At 54.6% G+C, this 17,051-nt stretch carries 18 protein-coding genes; 8 read left to right on the top strand and 10 right to left on the bottom strand.

Translation table 11 applies throughout. The features are described 5' to 3' along the window. Nucleotides 1-75: 75 nt before the first annotated feature. The 5 genes from KK078_RS25605 to KK078_RS25585 all read right to left on the bottom strand — a co-directional run bounded on the left by KK078_RS25605 (nucleotide 76) and on the right by KK078_RS25585 (nucleotide 3,447). A complete protein-coding gene (locus tag KK078_RS25605) occupies nucleotides 76-645 on the bottom strand; it encodes an NADPH-dependent FMN reductase (protein ID WP_254093186.1) in 570 nt (189 codons plus the stop codon). A 38-nt stretch (nucleotides 646-683) separates the two neighbouring features. Continuing rightward, on the bottom strand, nucleotides 684-1,103 hold the full coding sequence (locus KK078_RS25600; RefSeq protein WP_254093185.1) for a DoxX family protein: 420 nt from the start codon (nucleotides 1,101-1,103) through the stop codon (nucleotides 684-686). A 32-nt stretch (nucleotides 1,104-1,135) separates the two neighbouring features. Next, entirely contained in the window at nucleotides 1,136-1,669 is a 534-nt protein-coding gene (locus KK078_RS25595) for a YceI family protein (RefSeq protein ID WP_254093184.1), read from the bottom strand. Nucleotides 1,670-1,801: 132 nt separating this feature from the next. Further along, on the bottom strand, nucleotides 1,802-2,392 hold the full coding sequence (locus KK078_RS25590) for a TetR/AcrR family transcriptional regulator (protein WP_254093183.1): 591 nt from the start codon (nucleotides 2,390-2,392) through the stop codon (nucleotides 1,802-1,804). 53 nt (nucleotides 2,393-2,445) lie between these two features. Beyond that, nucleotides 2,446-3,447 carry a helix-turn-helix transcriptional regulator gene (locus KK078_RS25585; protein WP_254093182.1) on the bottom strand — a complete coding sequence of 334 codons (1,002 nt, stop codon included), beginning with the start codon at nucleotides 3,445-3,447 and terminating at the stop codon, nucleotides 2,446-2,448. A gap of 93 nt (nucleotides 3,448-3,540) precedes the next feature. Here KK078_RS25585 and KK078_RS25580 point away from each other — a divergent pair, with 93 nt between their 5' ends. Beyond that, on the top strand, nucleotides 3,541-4,266 hold the full coding sequence (locus KK078_RS25580; protein ID WP_254093181.1) for a siderophore-interacting protein: 726 nt from the start codon (nucleotides 3,541-3,543) through the stop codon (nucleotides 4,264-4,266). Here KK078_RS25580 and KK078_RS25575 read toward each other — a convergent pair. Beyond that, a complete protein-coding gene (locus KK078_RS25575) occupies nucleotides 4,236-5,177 on the bottom strand; it encodes an NAD-dependent epimerase/dehydratase family protein (protein WP_254093180.1) in 942 nt (313 codons plus the stop codon). The two genes, KK078_RS25580 and KK078_RS25575, sit on opposite strands and share 31 nt — an antisense overlap. A 228-nt stretch (nucleotides 5,178-5,405) precedes the next feature. Between KK078_RS25575 and KK078_RS25570 the strand changes: the two genes are divergently transcribed. Beyond that, nucleotides 5,406-8,330: a DEAD/DEAH box helicase gene (locus KK078_RS25570; RefSeq protein ID WP_254093179.1), complete on the top strand. Its 2,925-nt coding sequence runs from the start codon at nucleotides 5,406-5,408 to the stop codon at nucleotides 8,328-8,330. A gap of 18 nt (nucleotides 8,331-8,348) precedes the next feature. Here KK078_RS25570 and KK078_RS25565 read toward each other — a convergent pair whose 3' ends face one another. The 3 genes from KK078_RS25565 to KK078_RS25555 form a co-directional block, all read right to left on the bottom strand. After that, nucleotides 8,349-9,101 carry a hypothetical protein gene (locus KK078_RS25565; RefSeq protein ID WP_254093178.1) on the bottom strand — a complete coding sequence of 251 codons (753 nt, stop codon included), beginning with the start codon at nucleotides 9,099-9,101 and terminating at the stop codon, nucleotides 8,349-8,351. Nucleotides 9,102-9,130: 29 nt separating this feature from the next. After that, nucleotides 9,131-11,029 carry a PAS domain-containing hybrid sensor histidine kinase/response regulator gene (locus KK078_RS25560; RefSeq protein ID WP_254093177.1) on the bottom strand — a complete coding sequence of 633 codons (1,899 nt, stop codon included), beginning with the start codon at nucleotides 11,027-11,029 and terminating at the stop codon, nucleotides 9,131-9,133. Nucleotides 11,030-11,219: 190 nt separating this feature from the next. Beyond that, on the bottom strand, nucleotides 11,220-11,600 hold the full coding sequence (locus KK078_RS25555; RefSeq protein WP_254093176.1) for a globin domain-containing protein: 381 nt from the start codon (nucleotides 11,598-11,600) through the stop codon (nucleotides 11,220-11,222). A 132-nt stretch (nucleotides 11,601-11,732) separates the two neighbouring features. On the opposite strand from KK078_RS25555, the gene KK078_RS25550 reads away from it, so the two are divergent. The 6 genes from KK078_RS25550 (at nucleotide 11,733) to KK078_RS25525 (ending at nucleotide 16,322) form a co-directional block, all read left to right on the top strand. Further along, entirely contained in the window at nucleotides 11,733-13,148 is a 1,416-nt protein-coding gene (locus KK078_RS25550; RefSeq protein WP_254093187.1) for an MBL fold metallo-hydrolase, read from the top strand. Between the two features lie 55 nt (nucleotides 13,149-13,203). After that, the gene (locus KK078_RS25545; protein ID WP_254093175.1) at nucleotides 13,204-13,920 is read left to right on the top strand and encodes a thioredoxin domain-containing protein; all 717 of its coding nucleotides are present in this window, start codon (nucleotides 13,204-13,206) and stop codon (nucleotides 13,918-13,920) included. Between the two features lie 9 nt (nucleotides 13,921-13,929). Beyond that, nucleotides 13,930-14,340: a DUF1801 domain-containing protein gene (locus KK078_RS25540; protein ID WP_254093174.1), complete on the top strand. Its 411-nt coding sequence runs from the start codon at nucleotides 13,930-13,932 to the stop codon at nucleotides 14,338-14,340. A gap of 204 nt (nucleotides 14,341-14,544) precedes the next feature. Beyond that, nucleotides 14,545-14,970: a hypothetical protein gene (locus tag KK078_RS25535; RefSeq protein WP_254093173.1), complete on the top strand. Its 426-nt coding sequence runs from the start codon at nucleotides 14,545-14,547 to the stop codon at nucleotides 14,968-14,970. Nucleotides 14,971-15,157: 187 nt separating this feature from the next. Continuing rightward, nucleotides 15,158-15,952, top strand: coding sequence for a HipA family kinase (locus KK078_RS25530; protein WP_254093172.1), 795 nt, complete (start codon nucleotides 15,158-15,160; stop codon nucleotides 15,950-15,952). After that, nucleotides 15,930-16,322: a DUF3037 domain-containing protein gene (locus KK078_RS25525; protein WP_254093171.1), complete on the top strand. Its 393-nt coding sequence runs from the start codon at nucleotides 15,930-15,932 to the stop codon at nucleotides 16,320-16,322. The genes KK078_RS25530 and KK078_RS25525 overlap by 23 nt, the downstream gene beginning before the upstream one ends. Here the strand turns inward: KK078_RS25525 and KK078_RS25520 are convergent. Further along, on the bottom strand, nucleotides 16,319-17,050 hold the full coding sequence (locus KK078_RS25520) for a DUF72 domain-containing protein (protein WP_254093170.1): 732 nt from the start codon (nucleotides 17,048-17,050) through the stop codon (nucleotides 16,319-16,321). The two genes, KK078_RS25525 and KK078_RS25520, sit on opposite strands and share 4 nt — an antisense overlap. Between the last annotated feature and the right edge of the window lies 1 nt (nucleotide 17,051).

The raw sequence follows: 17,051 nt of genomic DNA, 5'->3' as shown, positions 1-17,051 counted from the left end.
TTACGAGAATAATCAGTTGGACTTATTTAACGGCGGGTATTAAAATGCCCCGCGGCTTGCCGCGGGGATTTTTTACTATTTGTTCTCGCGGATCGCTTTCATGCCCTTCGTCCACCGGGCAAGCTCTCGCAGCAGTACCTCGGCCGATTTGGTCGTAGATTCCGTCGGTACAAACTTTTCGTCTTCGGAAATATATTGATTGAAGAAAGGAATGCTGACCATCTCCATCAGCGGCACCATGCGCAGTGTCGGCAGGTCCGCCTTCAGACCGTTGATCGCACGGGTGCCACCCGACAGGCCACCGTAGCTCACCAGGCCGGCCGGTTTATAGGCCCATTCGTGTGAGAGATACTCCAGGGCATTGCGCAGCGCCGCGGGATAATTGTAATTATACTCTGCCGTAACAAAAATGAACGCGTCGGCAGGATCTATCCGGGCGCTCCACTGTTTTGTGTGATCGTGTTGATATTGACGCAGGTAGGGGTGGGCGGGTTCGTTCATCAACGGCAGGTTGATCTCCGCCAGGTCAAGCACTTCCACATTGAAGTCGCCGTGTGCCCGTGCCAGGTCGGCGATCCACGAGGTAATGATCGGTCCCTTACGGCCGGGACGTACCGTTGAATTAATGATCTTTAAAGTATACATAAAAAATTAAGAAGAGATTAGAGGAAGAAAGCAGGTCATTACGCCTGCTTTCTGGAGATGAGATAGTCGACTGAATATTTACCGCTGCCCGTAACGCCCAGTACGATAAAGAAAAGCAGGTAGAGCATCGCCAATTCTTTTACGTTGATCGGGTCGGCGGCGTGCACCATAAAGAACGCCACCGCCATCACGACGATGAGCGGGATCACCGCCAGCCGTGTGGCAAAACCGATCAGCAGAAGCGTTGAGCAGAGTACTTCCGCAAAAACGGTTAGCACCAGCGACAGTGTCACGCCGAGACCGATGGGATCGACATACTGAATAGGCTCGCCCGAAAAGAGTTGCCCGAGCTTGGGAATACCGTGCGTAAACATCAGAAGCGCTACGCCTACACGTGCTACAAGTAATGCAGCATCCAGGTAAGAGGCATTGACGGTAGTTTTAAATACAGCTTTCATAATGGATAGGATTTAACAGGAGAGGTAAAATATTAGGCCGGCTTAGCCACCTGAATGTTTGCGACGAATTTAATGTCTTCGCCCAGCGCAAGGCCGCCGGTCTCTGTCAGGGCGCTATAGGTCAAGCCGAACTCCTTGCGGTTTACAATACCCTTCACTTCAAAGCCGTGGCGAATATTGCCCCAGGGATCTTTGGCAGTGCCACCATACTCGGCGTCCAGTGTGATGGACTTGGTAATGCCCTTCATCGTCAGGTCGCCGGTCAGCGTATATTGGTCGTCGCTTACTTTTTTGAAGCCGGTCGAGCGGAAGCTGATCGTAGGATACGTGGCCGTGTCGAAGAACTCCGGCGAGCGCAGGTGCTCATCGCGTTGTGCCTGGTGGGTGGAAATGCTGTCGGTATCGAGTGAGAATTCAATGGCGGCGTTTTCAAAATTGTCGCCTTGCGTAGTGGCCGAACCCTGGAACTTGGTGAACGAGCCGGTTACGGTAGAAATAACAAGGTGTTTTACCTTGAATTGCACTTCTGAGTGCAGGGGGTCAATGGCCCAAGTAGTTGCTGACATGTTAGAGAATGTTTAATGTTTTGATTATCTGACGCTTGTGGCTTTTTTAGTAGTTGCTGGCCAGCAGCCTTCAACGTCTTCTAACATCTAAACAATACCTAACACTGTTAGTTCATTTTATGGGATGAATATTTATAAAGATTTGATAAAACCTGAAACGGCATCGCGCAGGATAAGCTGTCCCAGGGGATCGGAATCCTGCTTGATCATCTGAATGGACACGATTCCGTGTAATATGGACCAATAGGTGTGGAATTTCAGGAAGGTGTCGGCGCCCGGATAGGGACCGCCGGCGATGGCCTGACCGATGCTGTCGGTCATGATCGCTGACAAATGCTGCAATTCCGGCGAATTTCGAACAGCCTCGCACGCGGGAATGCCCAAGCCGAACATCAGCTGGTAATACTCCTTTTGCTCGAATGCAAACTCCCAATAGGTCTGCGCCATGGCCTCCAGTTGCTGCCGCGCCTCGGGGTGGGCCGTTTTGGTTTCGTTCAGCCGCTCGGCCAGCATGGTAAAACCCTGACGGGTAAATTCGGCCAGAATAGCCTCCTTATTGGCAAAATGCGCATAAATAACGGGTATGCTGTATTCAATTGAATCCGCAATCCTGCGAATGGACAATGCCTGCCAGCCTTCCTCGCGCGCAATTTTCCAGGCGGCTTCCAGGATCAAGCCGCGCACTTCTTCTTTTTGTCGTTGACGGCGCTCGATAATACCCATAGTGGTGTTTAACAATGCTAACGGTGTTAACGTCGGGATTGTTCGTTTTCAGGTTATTTATTGTTCCGCAGGCTACCCGGCGTTATGCCGTATTTCTTTTTGAATGATCGCGTAAAATGCTGGGCATGCTCGTACCCGCAGTAGCTGGCAATTTCGTGAATGGGTTTCCCGGTGCTGTCCAGCAACAGCTGGCGCGCCTCCTCCATGCGCAGGTCGTGCAGGTAGCCGAACACCGTATTGCCAAACATTTCTTTAAAGCCTTTCTTGAGTTTGAAATCGTTCAGGCCCACCTCGCGGGCCAGTGTTTGTAACGAGTACGGTGCATCGCGGTGTTGCTCCAGCAGGTATTTGGCGTGGTAAAGCTTATCGTGGTCGCACCGCTTGAGGCTCGCGGTCTCGCGCACTGTACCTTCCTGCATGAATTGCTCGATCTGAAGCAGCAGCAGCTCGAGTACTTTGGCCTCCAGGTATAGGCGCTTAAAGACACCGGTGCGCTCGCACGTCCGGATATCGTGAATGAGACGCGTCATGGCAGGTGTGATCAGACGATTGTTGCGGCTCATCATGACAATGTTGCCGCGGTCCATCTGCTCCAGGAATTTTTCCAGCAATGTATAGGGCGCATGGGCCAGGCGTTTGAAGTAGGCCTCTGTAAAATGGACTTCGAATACCTCGTGCAGGACCTCCTGTCTACCCGTTTTCAGGTAGCCTTCAAACCCCGGCATGTAAAAGATATTATGTTGCTGCGGTTGGAAAACAAAGTCGTGGAGGTTATTGACCCTCGCCGAATGCGCCGTGCCCGCCAGCCCAAAGTGCATTTCAATCACCGGTGTGTCGCTTTCAAAATGCAGGGTAGTATTACCCTTCACCCGCGACTTCCCAAAGTTGAGGTGCACACCTTCAAACCATATTTCGCGCACGGAGGCAGCACCCAGTCCGGCATGATCGAAATCGATGGAATGATCTTCTATGCCGTCGGCGGCGTGAAAATTGTCGGGATAGGTCCGCTCATACACGGGCTCCCAATTACGGGTATCGGTCAATCGCATCCGCATAAATAATCCCTTTAAGGTCAGTTTAAATCCGTCTGAGGTAAGAAGCGCCTACCCATAAAAACAAATCTTTGCCAAAGCTAATCATTAATTCTTATGCCTAGAGTGCCGAAGTGGTTGGGAGATACAATGGATGCTGTTTTTAGCCATTACGTACACGCCGTTACGGTAGCCGAAACGGAGTATATACACCCCGACCTGCGCCGCGTCTGCTTTACGGGCGACTTCCAGCGCATCGATTTTAAAGTAACACAAGCCGTCGCCTTTCGCGTAACCGATACGCACTATCGCAATTATACACCCGTCACCTTCGACGCCGTCAAGGGTCAATGCAGTGTATACTTCTACCTGCATGCCGGTGGCCCCGGCAGCCGCTTCGCACGTCAGCTGCAGGTGGGCGACACCGTCAAGATGGTAGAACCGCGCGGCCGGTCGTTATACCGCACCGATAGCAAGTATCATTTCTTCTTTGGCGACGAGACCTCGCTGGGCCTGTTCAGCAGCCTCACGCACCAGGTACACGCCAACAACCAGGAGTACTTCGGCGTGCTGGAGCTGCGCGATACATGCACCGCCCTGCCCGAGCAAGCCGGCCTGATGCTCGACATCGTGCCGCGATCCGAAACCCCCGCGGCCAACGCCATTCACTACATCGATACACTCCACGAACGCGTCTGGCAGGTGTGGCATACCGCCGTCTTTTACCTGACGGGCAATGCACATTCCATCAGGGCCTTCCGCAAAGCGCTGTTGGGAAGAGGTGTTGCCGAAAAGAATATTGTTGTTCAGCCTTACTGGGCCGAAGGCAAGGAAGGGTTGTAGGAACGGGCAACTGCAGCGATGCCGTCCGGATACGAAGTAGGCGGCACACCAAAGGCCTTCTCAAATTTACCGCTGTCAAACAGATACTCCGCGTCGGATTGGTATAACATTTCGATCACCTCGCGAATGTTGCCGTCCATCAGGCCGCCCAGGCGCAGCATCCATTTTTTAAGCACCAGGTAATCGGGCTTGACGCCAAAGGCTTTTGCCGTGAGACCGATAAATTCCTTCCCGGTCAACGCGTGTCGATCCGTCGGCGCGTGCCACACCTGGTTGTACGCGTCGGGCGTGTTGCCCAGCAGGGCCGTGGCCTTGCCGGCGTCGGGTGTATACGTAAACGAATGGCGTACATCGTCGCGGGCGATCCATTGAGCGCTTTTCTTTTTAGCGTAGTTGTCGAACAACATCATCGTCAGGAAACTGAGCGGTGTAGCCGGGCCATAAAAATCGGCACCGCGCACAATCATCGCCTGCAGGTTGCCCCGGCGCACTTCACCCATCAGGTGTTCTTCAATCTTTGCGCGTACCTCGCCCTTCTTGCTGGTGGGGTTGACAGGGGTCTCTTCGGTCATCCAGCCTTCTACTTTGCCGTAAGGATATACATTGCTAAAAAATACAAGCCTGGCGCCGTGCCGCTTGCAAGCCTCGATCACGTGCGCCATCAGCGTAGGCCATTGCTCACGCCAGACCCTGGTGTTGTACGGCAACCCCGCGGTGAGATAAACGATGTCGGAACCGGCTACGGCCTGATCCGTTTGCGCGGCGTTCAGCAGATCGGCCGCCATGACTTCCGTCGCGGACGCAACCCGCTTGGGGTGACGGCTTACCAGCCTGATCTTGTCGGTGTACGCGGGGAGGGACTTCACCAGGTTGTTGGCAATGGTGCCGTTGGCACCCAGGATCGTTTGCATGATCGATATGACTTTCCCTCAGGGACGCACAGGCAACAAAAATTATTGCAGAAAATTAAAAACCCTTGTGATCAGAGAGTTAAGATTGCGCAACGGCCATTCCCGTGTTCGCGTCGCCGCCTGCTTTTCAGTTCCGGCCCAATGCCTTATACTTGCGGTCCCTCTGGCTGAACCCCCACCGTGTTGACGGTGAAACGGCCGGCATCTTAACACCTTGCGCAACATCCTATGATGCTTTTTCCGGACGAGAAGAAAGAAAAGAAGAGTGCTGAGCGCCCCACGCTACCGGCTGGTACGGTAGTCGATTATGAAATAGGCTTTTTATTTAACCTGGTTTCCGGCAAGTCAACCCGCTTCGACCTGGAACCCATGCTGATCTACCGCAAAAACGGAATACCCGAATACCGCCGCATTTCCATCAACACCGAACGCGGCCTGGCGTTGCTGCAACCCTTGAGCGACGAGTTTTACAAGGACGTGCTGCAGTTTTCCGACAACCAGCTGCTGGACTGGATGACGCGCACCGGCAATCGCTTTATACGCAATCACTCCGGCTCGTGGGCACACGTGTCGATCAAAGAACTGGTCAACCTGCGCAAGCACTATGTCGAGCTGCTGCAAAAAATGTGGCCCGCATTGCGTGCGTGGCCGCAAGTATATATGCTGCGGTCCTACGGACGTTTCAACCACAACAACGTAAAACCGGTCAAGCTGGCCGAAGCGCCCGCCAGGATCACCATGACGGCCGATAGTAAAGGCGCTGATATCGTACTGCGGCTGAAACTCTTCCTCGACGGCGAAGAGTCCGAGTTAAAAATTGCCGGCGGCTGCCTGCTGGAGAAAGACGGTACATTTTACCTGCCCCCCGATGCCGCTACGCTGGCCATCATCGACCAGTTCAAAAGCGGCCCGTTGGTATTTCCCCGGGAAGAGAAGCGCGATATCACGCGCCGCTACCTCGTGCCGTGGATGGAAAAGTACGAAGTGACGATCAGCGACAAGCTCAACATCGACATCGTACAACCCGAGCCGCAGCCGAGCGTGTTGCTGAGCGAGCTGAACGAAAGCAACCTCATGCTGCGCCCGCAGTTTGCCTATAACGAAGAGGTGATCGACTACAGCGACGCGCAAAGCCACGTCACCGAGGTCAACGGCGAAGTGAAGATCATCCAACGCGACACCACGCGCGAAAGGAAACTATACGAATACCTGCGCTCGCTGCACAGCGCGTTCTCCAACCAGCGCAACAATCAGTACTATTACCTGCCCTTTGCCGACGTGATGAAGAACGGCTGGTTCATCACCATGATGCGCAAGGTGCAGCAGGAGGGATATGCCGTGCACGGCCTGCACGAGCTCAAGAAGTTCCGGTATAACACGGCCAATCCGCAGTTCACCATCACGGCAAGCTCGGGCACCGATTGGTTTGACCTGAAAGTAAGGATCCGGTGGGGCGAGCTGGAAGTAACGCTCAAAGAGATCCGCCGTGCCATCCTCAACCGACAGGATACCATCATGCTCGAAGACGGCACGCTGGGCCATATACCGGCCGAGTGGGTGAGCCAGTACAGCCTGCTGCTGCGCACCGGTAGTGAAGACAACGGTACGCTGCGCATCAGCAAAATGCACTATACGCTGCTGGAAGATATACTCGACAAGATCGACGGCGCCACCGTGCAGCAGGATATCGAAGCCCGGAAACGGAAGTTGCTGGCATATGACGAGATCGAAAAGGTACCGCTCTCATCGCAGATCCAGGCCACGCTGCGTCCCTACCAGCAGTCGGGGTTCCATTGGCTACAGGCATTGGACGAGCTGGGCTGGGGCGGATGTTTGGCCGACGACATGGGTCTCGGAAAAACCCTGCAGACAATCTCCTTCCTGCAATATGTAAAAGAGAAATACCCCGGCTGCACGCAGCTGGTCGTCTGTCCTACGTCACTTATCTTCAACTGGGAGAATGAGATCTGTAAGTTCTGCCCGACGCTGAAATTTTATACCTACTACGGTCTGCAACGCGACTTTAAAGAAGAACACTTTAAGGAATATGACGTCGTGCTCGCCACCTATGGCGTGGTGCGCAATGACCTGGAGCATCTCACGGACTTCCTCTTTCAATATGTCATTCTTGACGAGAGCCAGGCTATCAAGAATCCCGATGCACGCGTAACGCGCGCCGTCGCGCAGCTGAATGCCGTGAACCGCGTTATCCTGAGCGGTACACCGATCCAGAACAATACATCGGATCTGTATGCCCAGTTCAACTTCCTGAACCCCGGCTTGTTGGGCTCGCGGGAATATTTCAACCGCGAGTTTGCAAACCCCATCGACAAGCAGGGTAACAAAGAGAAGACACAACATCTCAAGCGCCTCATCCATCCGTTCACGCTGCGCCGCACCAAGGAGCAGGTGGCAAAAGACCTGCCCGATAAAACCATTTCCGTGTTGTGGTGCGTCATGGAGGCGGAACAACGCAAGCTGTACAACGCTTACCGCGACAACTACCGCAATCTGCTGCTGAAAAAGATCGACGAAGAAGGATTGGAAAAATCCGGTATATATGTATTGGAAGGCTTGCTGCGCCTGCGCCAGATCTGCGACCACCCGTCGTTGATCAAGAACGCCGGCGACGATCTGAAAGCTTCTGTAAAAGTAGAAGAGCTCGTCCGCGAGGTGCAGGAGAACGCAGGCATTCGCAAGCTCCTGGTGTTCTCGCAATTCACGGAAATGCTGACCGTCATCAGTGAGGCGTTCGACGAGGCGGAGATCAGCCACTGCCGGCTCGACGGTAGCACATCCATGGCTAAACGCAAGTCCGAAGTAGAGCGCTTTACCGAAGACGAAAGTATAAAAGCGTTTCTGATCTCCCTGAAAGCCGGTGGCACGGGGCTGAACTTAACGGTGGCCGACTATGTATATCTCGTCGACCCGTGGTGGAACCCGGCGGCCGAGCAACAGGCCATCGACCGCGCGCACCGCATAGGCCAGACGCGCAAGGTATTCGCCTATAAAATGATCTGTAAAGACACGGTAGAAGAAAAGATCCTCCAGTTACAGGAGCGCAAGAAGATGCTCGCCGACGAGCTGATTCACGAAGATGCCGGTTTTGTCAAGAACCTGTCGCGCGACGACGTCGAGTTCCTCTTCGGCTAAGCGTTGTGGCAACCAGGATCACTTGCCGGAGTCCTGGTTCTGGGTGGTTTTTGCAAACGCGCGGATGTTGCCGGACAATGAGCGGTGATGCCTTCTTTCCTGGGGGCTCATTTGCAAGATCTCGGTCATCAGCTCACGCACCAGCTCCTGCAGCTTTTCACGTTGTCCCGTCTCGCGCAGAAAATGGCAGTAAGCAAGACGGTGATCGTAGTTGGTGAACGACCGGTTCAGGTCTGCGAAGATCACGCCGGCCGCCTCGGACTGACCCGTGTAGTGGTGCGACCACGCATACGCAATACGCGCCTGTGAGTTCTTGAACGTTTTTTCCGACTCCAGCAGCCGGCCCAGGGCCAGCACCTCGTCAAAAGCCTTGTGGAGGTAATAGGCCTCCATCAGCTTCATGCGCAGCGCCGGATCATCGGCCATAAAGGCGCCGCTCAGGCAGTCCTTATACAGGGCAATAGCCTCCGGGAGCCGCCCGACGGCGACATAGGCGTCGGCCAGCAGGGTTTTATTGGCGACGTTGTCGACGAATTGGACTTGTTTTTCCAGCTGCTCGATGCGGTAATTACTGTTTACCACCTCGTTCAGACCTTGTTGAAGACGCTGTATGTTATTCCGGTTGTAGAAATTATGCGCGAGGTAAAAGGCACAACCGATGCCGGGCACCAAAACAATAAGCCAATACCAATACTGGTCCGCGCGGTTACGGTAAGCGTGGTACAGGCAAATGGCCTGCAAAATGAGTAACGGGGTATAAAGTCCTACCATGCTGCAATATGGTATAAATTTGCGAGAAATTACGGCAGCTTTTCTTTCAACTCTTCGACGATGCCTGTCAGCAGCTCGTCCAGCTGGGCAATGCTGATCTGATGTTTTTCCGGATCGTGTTCGAGACTGCCTTTTTCCAATTCCTGTAAAATGGCCACCGCCGCCGGAATACACAGAAAACTTACCGGCGATTTCAGGCTGTGGGCTTTGTGGCGGAGCGACGGCAGGTCGTTTAGACGGGCGTAGTCTTTGATTTCCTGCACGTGCTGCGGTATGCCTTTCAGGAATTTACCCAACAGCTCCTGATAAACGGCCTGGTCGCCGTCGCTGAGACGGATCAGCTGATCCAGGCTATACCGCCCCTCGGTGGCCGGCGTCGTCACCATCGCCGCGGCGACCGCATCGCACCGCAGCTGCAGCAGGCGCAGGATCTTGCGCAGCAATACCGTGTCTTCAAACGGCTTGGCCAGGAAGTCGTTCATGCCGGCTTCCAGGCAAGCCTCCTCTTCCTCCTTCAGCGCATTGGCCGTGAGCGCGATAATGGGCAGATCGTTGCGCAGCGTCGTCCGGATATACCGCGTGGCCGTCAGCCCGTCCATTTCGGGCATCTGCATATCCATCAACACAATATCGTAGGGATAATTTTTGATCTTCTGGATCGCCATGTGACCGTTGTGAGCCGTATCGACCGTAGCCTTCCAGCTCTCCAGGAACATCTTGGCCAGAAAAGTATTGATCTCGACGTCGTCGACCACCAGCACGCGCTTGCCTGCCAACACCTCGTGGGAGTGAAGGGCGTCGTCGTGCCGCGCAATATCGCTCTCGCAGCCCACCTGCAGCGGTAGCACCACGGTAAACGTAGTGCCCCTGCCGTGTAGGCTCTTCACATCGATGGTACCGTGAAACTGATTGACCAACTGACTGCAGATCGCCAGGCCCAATCCCGTGCCGCCATACTTGCGCGTTACCGTGTTGTTCTCTTGCTCGAAGGAATTAAAGATACGCGAGGTGTCGTTCATGCCGATGCCCGTGTCGCTCACCGTAAACTGGACCACTTCCACATCCTCGTTCTTTTCAACGAGCGAGCAGGTGACCGACACATACCCCTTGTCGGTAAACTTCGTGGCGTTGCTCACCAGGTTGTTTAAGACCTGCCCGATGCGCACCGGGTCGGACAAGTGTACCGGACTGATGCGTGGATCGATGCTATACTTCAGCGCAATACCTTTTTCTTCCGCCTTTTGCTGAAAGCCTGCAATGGTCATCGTGACCAGTTGTTCCAGCTTCATACCGATCTTTTCAAAGCGCAGCTTTCCCGATTCGATCTTCGAGACGTCGAGTATATCGTTGATGATCACGAGCAGGTTCTGACCGGAAGAAACAATGGTTTGCAAATAATCGCGCTGGGTGTTGTCGAGCGAAGTCTTCATGAGCAGCTTGCTCAACCCGAGGATCGCATTCATCGGTGTGCGTATCTCGTGGCTCATGTTTGCCATGAACGTTTGCTTCGCGCGCAGGGCATGCTCGGCTTTCTTCTTGTCGGTAATGTCGCGCGAAACGCCAAAGGTTCCCAGGATCTCCTGCCGGTCGTTCAGCAGGGGCCACTTCGAGGTGGTGATCCAACGGCTCGAGCCGTCTTCAAAGGTTTCGCGTTCTTCGATGTTGATCAGCGGAATGCCCGTGGCAATGATCTGCTGCTCGTCAAAAAATGCCCGGTTGCTATGCTCCGCAGAAAAGAAATCAAAATCCGTCTTGCCCCACAGCTCTTCTTCATTGGTAGCACCCAGCCAGGTGGCCTGCTTTTGACTACACCGCAAGAACCGGCTGTTCCGGTCTTTAAAGTAGATCTGATCCGGTGTAGTCTTCAGCAGGATGTCAAAAAGCATATCGCCCGAAAAATATGCTTTACTATAATCCGCCGTGTCCATGTAGTCAGGGTAAGTCGTGAGGGTGCCGCAATTTTATCGCCATGCTCAAGATAAGGCTTTTCACCTTCTTTTATGCATCGGGATTCCCAAAAATGGAATGCCGCATAAATAGCACAGTCGGTCTATAGCTGTAGAAACCCGCTTGGACAACTAAAATACAACTTTTATCCGTTCTTTTTACACCGAACGATCACGGTGTATTTTCTCCGGAATTAACCATAAACATCGCTGTCGGCACAAAACGTTTGAACAAAGCGTCCTTCAACGTCTCGTCTATGGGCAGCGTACCGAGGGCTTTGGCCATGCACGACAGCCAGGCCACGGCATCGTCTTCGGTGATCACGTGGGGCATGTGGCGCGCGCGCAGTTGCGGATGTCCATGCTTTTCGCTATAGAGAGGTGGACCACCTAAAAACTGTGTGAGGAACAACCGCTGTTTTTCTTTGATCTCTTCTTTATCGGTCTTAAACAAATGCGCGATCTGCTCGTGTTCAAACACCAGGTCGTAAAACCGGTCTACCAGCATGCGTATATTCTCCTCGCCCAGCAGCTCAAAATAAGTCGTTTGCATGTGGCAATATCGGAAGATTAAGCTTCGAAAAACAAGACATTTATCAGGGGCGCTTCTGTGCGCTGCATGATGGAGATCATAGCCCCGGTAGAAAACGTTGCCGAGGTTTACGCCATCACGAGCAACGAAATTATGAAAGTTGAACAGATCTACACAGGATGCCTGGCACAAGGTGCCTACTACATCCGCTCAGGACAGGAAGCCGCCATTATTGATCCACTGCGCGAAGTAGCCCCTTACCTGGAACGTGCCAAAGCCGATGGCGTTACCATCCGGTATATATTCGAAACCCATTTCCACGCAGACTTCGTCTCCGGCCACATCGACCTCGCCGCCGCCACGGGCGCCACGATCGTATACGGGCCCGGTGCCGAGCCGAGGTTCGATGCCTACGTAGCGCACGATGGCGAAGTGCTGCGCCTCGGCGATGTTACCTTCCGCATACTGCACACCCCCGGTCATACACTCGAGAGCACAACGTTTCTGCTAAAAGACGAACGCGGAAAAGACTATGCCATCTTTAGCGGCGACACACTCTTTCTCGGCGATGTAGGTCGCCCCGACCTGGCACAACAGGCCGCGCGGATGACCCGCGAAGACCTGGCCGGACTGCTCTACGACTCACTGCGCGCGAAAATACTGCCGCTGCACGACGACATCCTGGTATATCCCGCGCATGGCGCCGGCTCGGCGTGTGGCAAAAATATGATCCAGGAAACCGTAGATACCCTCGGCAATCAGAAGCGCACCAACTATGCCCTTCGCGGCAACATGACACGCGAAGAATTCATTGCTGAAGTCACCGAAGGCCTGTTGCCGCCACCGGCCTATTTTCCCGAAAACGTACGTATGAATAAGGAAGGTTATGCCAGTATAGATCATGTATTGAAGCAAGGCGTGCGTGCCCTCGCGCCGGCTACCTTTGCCGCCCTGGTGCACGATCGCGGAGCGCTTGTACTCGACACACGCGATGCCCGCTCGTTTGCACACGGGTTTATACCCGGCGCCATAAACATCGGCCTCGACGGCAACTTCGCGCCGTGGGTGGGCACGCTGGTGCCGGGGGTGGGGCATCCGCTGCTGATCGTTGCGGACGAGGGCCGCGAAGCAGAAGTGGTTACGCGGTTAGCACGCGTGGGATATGACAATACGCTGGGGTATTTAGCCGGCGGCTTTAACGCCTGGCTCCGCGAAGGGTACGACACCGACGTCATCGCGAGCATCGCCGCGACAGACTTTGCACAACTTCACCAACGCGAACATGTCCATGTCGTCGATGTTCGCCGTGCCGAAGAGTATCGCACGCAACATGCGCAAGGGGCCGTCAACATCCCACTGGATTACCTCAATCAACACCTGTCAGAGATTCCGCGCACCGGTGCGGTGTACGTATACTGTGCGGGCGGGTATCGTTCCATGACCGCGCTGTCCATGCTCAAGGCACGCGGGTGGGACAACCTCATCGACGTCACCGGTGGTTTTAAGGCGTTGACCCTGACAGACGTGCCGTTTACAAAATATGCGTGCTCCTTGTCGCGCAAACGGTAGTGGTTTTTAGTATCTTGCCTGGCGTTCGAAAGCATAAACGTTCGCCATGCATTTTATGAAACGATACAGATTGTTTTTGGTCGCCGTTGTCAGTATGCTGATAAGCTCCTGCAGCGGACCGGGTGAGCAGGCGTTATCGCCCGCCGAGTTTGACGAGGCCATTCGCAACGATGCGGATGCCGTGGTGCTGGATGTCCGTACCCCGCGCGAATATGCGGGAGGCTTTATCGAACGGGCACAGAATCTGGATTTCAACAACAGCAATTTTAGCAGCGTGGCAGACGGGCTGGATAAGAACAAAACGTACTATGTATACTGCCTGGTAGGGGCCCGCAGTGCCGATGCGGCTACTTATATGCGTAGTCACGGCTTTACGTCGGTGTATGAACTGAAGGGCGGCATCACCGCCTGGCAGCAACATAATTTGCCCCTGGTGCAGGCCGGACAAGCCCGCCTGCGCACGGATGCCGTATCGATGGACGCCTACCGGGCCATCATCGCGTCAGACACCGCCGTGCTCATCGATTTTTATGCGCCGTGGTGCGGCCCCTGTAAAAGACTCGAGCCCATTCTGCACGAGTTCGGCCGCGAGCACAACGGCCGCCTGAAGATCGTGCGCCTCAACATCGACGAGAGCAAAGAGCTGGCCGGCGCACTGGGAATAACACAGATCCCCCTGTTGAAGCTCTTCAAGAACGGCGAAGAGAAGTGGTCCTATCTCGGGCTGCTCGACAAGGCAACACTGGAAGCCGGCACGGTTCAACATCTATAGCAAGCAACCATGGCAGAACTAAAAACGAAGAAAACGGAGAAGTCCGTCGAGGAATTCCTGAACGATGTGCCCGCCGAAGCCGTGCGCGACGATTGTTTTGCCCTGGTAAAATTAATGACGAAGGTGACCGGCGAAGCACCGCGCATGTGGGGTCCGGCCATTGTAGGCTTCGGCCAATACCACTACCGGTATGACAGCGGTCACGAAGGCGATATGTGCCTGGCGGGCTTCTCGCCGCGCAAGCAGAATATTACGCTCTATGTCACTCCCGGCACCGCCGCAGCCATGGAGAAGTTAGGTAAACACAAAGCAGGCAAAGGATGTATCTATATCAAACGCCTGCAAGATATCGACACCCGGATACTCACAACCCTCATCGAGCGATCGGTGGATAATATCCGGAAACAGTATCCGGCGTAATAAAAAGAGACTGGTACGCCGGTCTTTTTTTAAGAAGTGAAAATAGCCAGTCGTATCCCGAACGCTACAAACTGTGGCATTTTTCAACACCAAGCCGTTAATCGATCTTCATTTCCAGCCCGTTTTGCCAGTTTTTTGAAAATGGCACCATTGTTCCAGGGTGGGTAAATACGGCAACGGACTAAACCCACGCCGCGAACGACTATGAAGAGACAGCTTTTACTTTCTGTCGGCCTGTTGCTCGGAGCAGCGGCCACCCAGGCACAGACCCTGACCCCCAACGACCAGCCCACCCAACAATATCAATATCAGACAAGCGCCACGCCCGTAGACTTGCAGTACATGTCGTCGTGGGTAGAGGGAAATTACCGCGTGCAACAACTCGCCGCGCAGGAACCCGCCATCGCCCAACCCGATAGTACCAGGCGCCTTGCCGAGCGCGAGATCCCCAACAAACTGCGCAAAGTGTTACGCAAAGACGATCAGTATGCAGGTTGGAATAACGCCGGCGTGTACCGCGACAGTACCACCAACCTGTATGTGATCAGTATCGAAAACGAAAATCATTCTGTTACGTATAATATGAATGAAGACGGCAAGGCAGTGTTAGTCACACAGTCCTACCGGTAGACCCGACTTCGACGACCGCCCCTCGGGGCGACTATTCATATATATAAATAGTGAAAGGCTGTTCGCCGGTTGGCGGACGGCCTTTTTGTTTGCCACAAGCCCACGTTGCCGTATCACACGGCAAGTCGTACTTTTACACATCTGCCGGGTAAGGTGCCCGGCACATACGATGCGAAAAAGTCCACGGATGAACGATAACCAGCTTGCGCTCCGCACGGTCAACGTCTCACGGTACGTCGCGCCGCTGCGTGAAGGCGGATCGATGCCAGGCCTGGTAGAGGCAGACGACCAGTTTTTATACGTCCTGAAATTCCGCGGTGCCGGCCAGGGTGCCAAAGCACTCATTGCCGAGCTCATCGGCGGCGAGATCGCCCGCTTGCTCGGCTTCCGCGTACCGGAAATTGTCTTTGCCAACCTCGACAGCGCCTTCGGCCGCATCGAAGGCGACGAAGAAATACAAGACCTGCTGAAAGCCAGCACCGGCCTGAACCTGGCCATTCATTATTTGTCGGGCTCCATCACATTCGACCCGCTGGCTACACCGGTGGAGGCACGCCTGGCGTCGCAGATCGTGTGGCTCGACTGCCTGCTGATGAACGTCGACCGCACCGTGCGCAACACCAATATGCTCTGGTGGCACAAAGAGCTCTGGCTGATCGACCACGGCGCCGCACTGTATTTTCACCACTCGTGGAACGACTGGCAGGAACCACGCCGCCCGTTCATTCGGGTCAAAGACCATGTACTCCTGCCCCAGGCAACATTGTTAGAGACGGTAGACGCCGAATTCCGGCAGAAGCTCACCGTCAGGCACATCCAGGCCATTGTGCAGACGATACCCGACGAGTGGCTGACAGACGATACCGTTTTTGCCACGCCCGAAGAGCAACGCCAGGCATACGCCCAATTCCTGGAGACCCGGCTGGCCAATTCATCATTCTTTGTAACAGAAGCACAGCATGCAAGAGAATCACTTATTTGAGTACGCCGTCATTCGCGTGGTACCCCGCGTGGAGCGTGAGGAATTCCTCAACGTCGGTGTGATCTTGTATTGCTCCGCCGAAAAGTTTTTGCAGGTACGCATCTCGCTCGACGAAGCGCGCCTGAAACTATTGTGTGCCCGGCTCGACATGGATGAGCTACGTCAATATGTGCACTCCTTCGAGCGCATCTGTCAGGGTGGCCCCGGTGCCGGGCCTATAGGCAAGCTGCCACCCGTCGAACGCTTCCGTTGGCTTACGGCGACACGCAGCACGATCGTGCAATGCTCGCGCGTACACCCGGGCCTGTCGCCCGACGCATGCCAGATGCTGGACCGGTTATATACCCAACTGGTGCTGCCGGAACACTAACCCCGAACCAATTCCTGTAGCGTCTGCGCGTTGAACGCCGCATAGCCGGCCTGATCGTTATCGAAATACAGATAGCAGTCGATACCCTTGTCGCGCCAGGCCAGCAGCCGCCTGGCCCATTGTTTCAACACCGTGCGGCGGTAGCTTCCTTGATACTTTTCTCCCGGACCGTGCAGTCGGATGTATACAAAGTCCGCTGTCACCTCCATCGGCGACAGATGCCCCGCCAATTCATAGATACAAAAGGCGCACCCGCGGGCACGAAGGGCATCATACACCTCCGGCGTATACCAGGTGGCGTTGCGGAATTCAAATGCCACACGCAACGACGCGGGCAGCAGCTTCAGAAAATCCTGCAGGCGCCCAAGGTTTAGCTTCCAGCCCGGGGGGAGTTGAAACAGCACCGGACCCAGTTTGCTGCCCAGCCCGCGCGCGTTGTGTAAAAACGCACGCAGCGGTTCGCGCGCATCCGAAAGTTTTTTCATGTGCGATATATACCGGCTGCCTTTCACCGCAAAGATGAAGTCCCGGGGCGTTGTCTCCTTCCACTTCTTGAACGTGGCCCGGTCGGGCAGGTGATAGAACGAATTGTTGAGCTCGACCGTATCGAAATATTCCTGGTAATAGTCGAACTGCTCGTCCGACTTGATATCCTCCGGATAAAAAGTGCCCGCCCAGTGTTTATAATGCCAGCCCGACGTACCGATATTGATCTTGCCCTTTCGCATG

It is taken from the genome of Dawidia soli (assembly GCF_018598185.1).
In the GTDB taxonomy this organism is placed as follows: domain Bacteria; phylum Bacteroidota; class Bacteroidia; order Cytophagales; family Cyclobacteriaceae; genus Ohtaekwangia; species Ohtaekwangia soli.
Note: the sequence above shows the minus strand (reverse complement) of the source record. Positions and strands in the feature narration are given on the sequence as shown.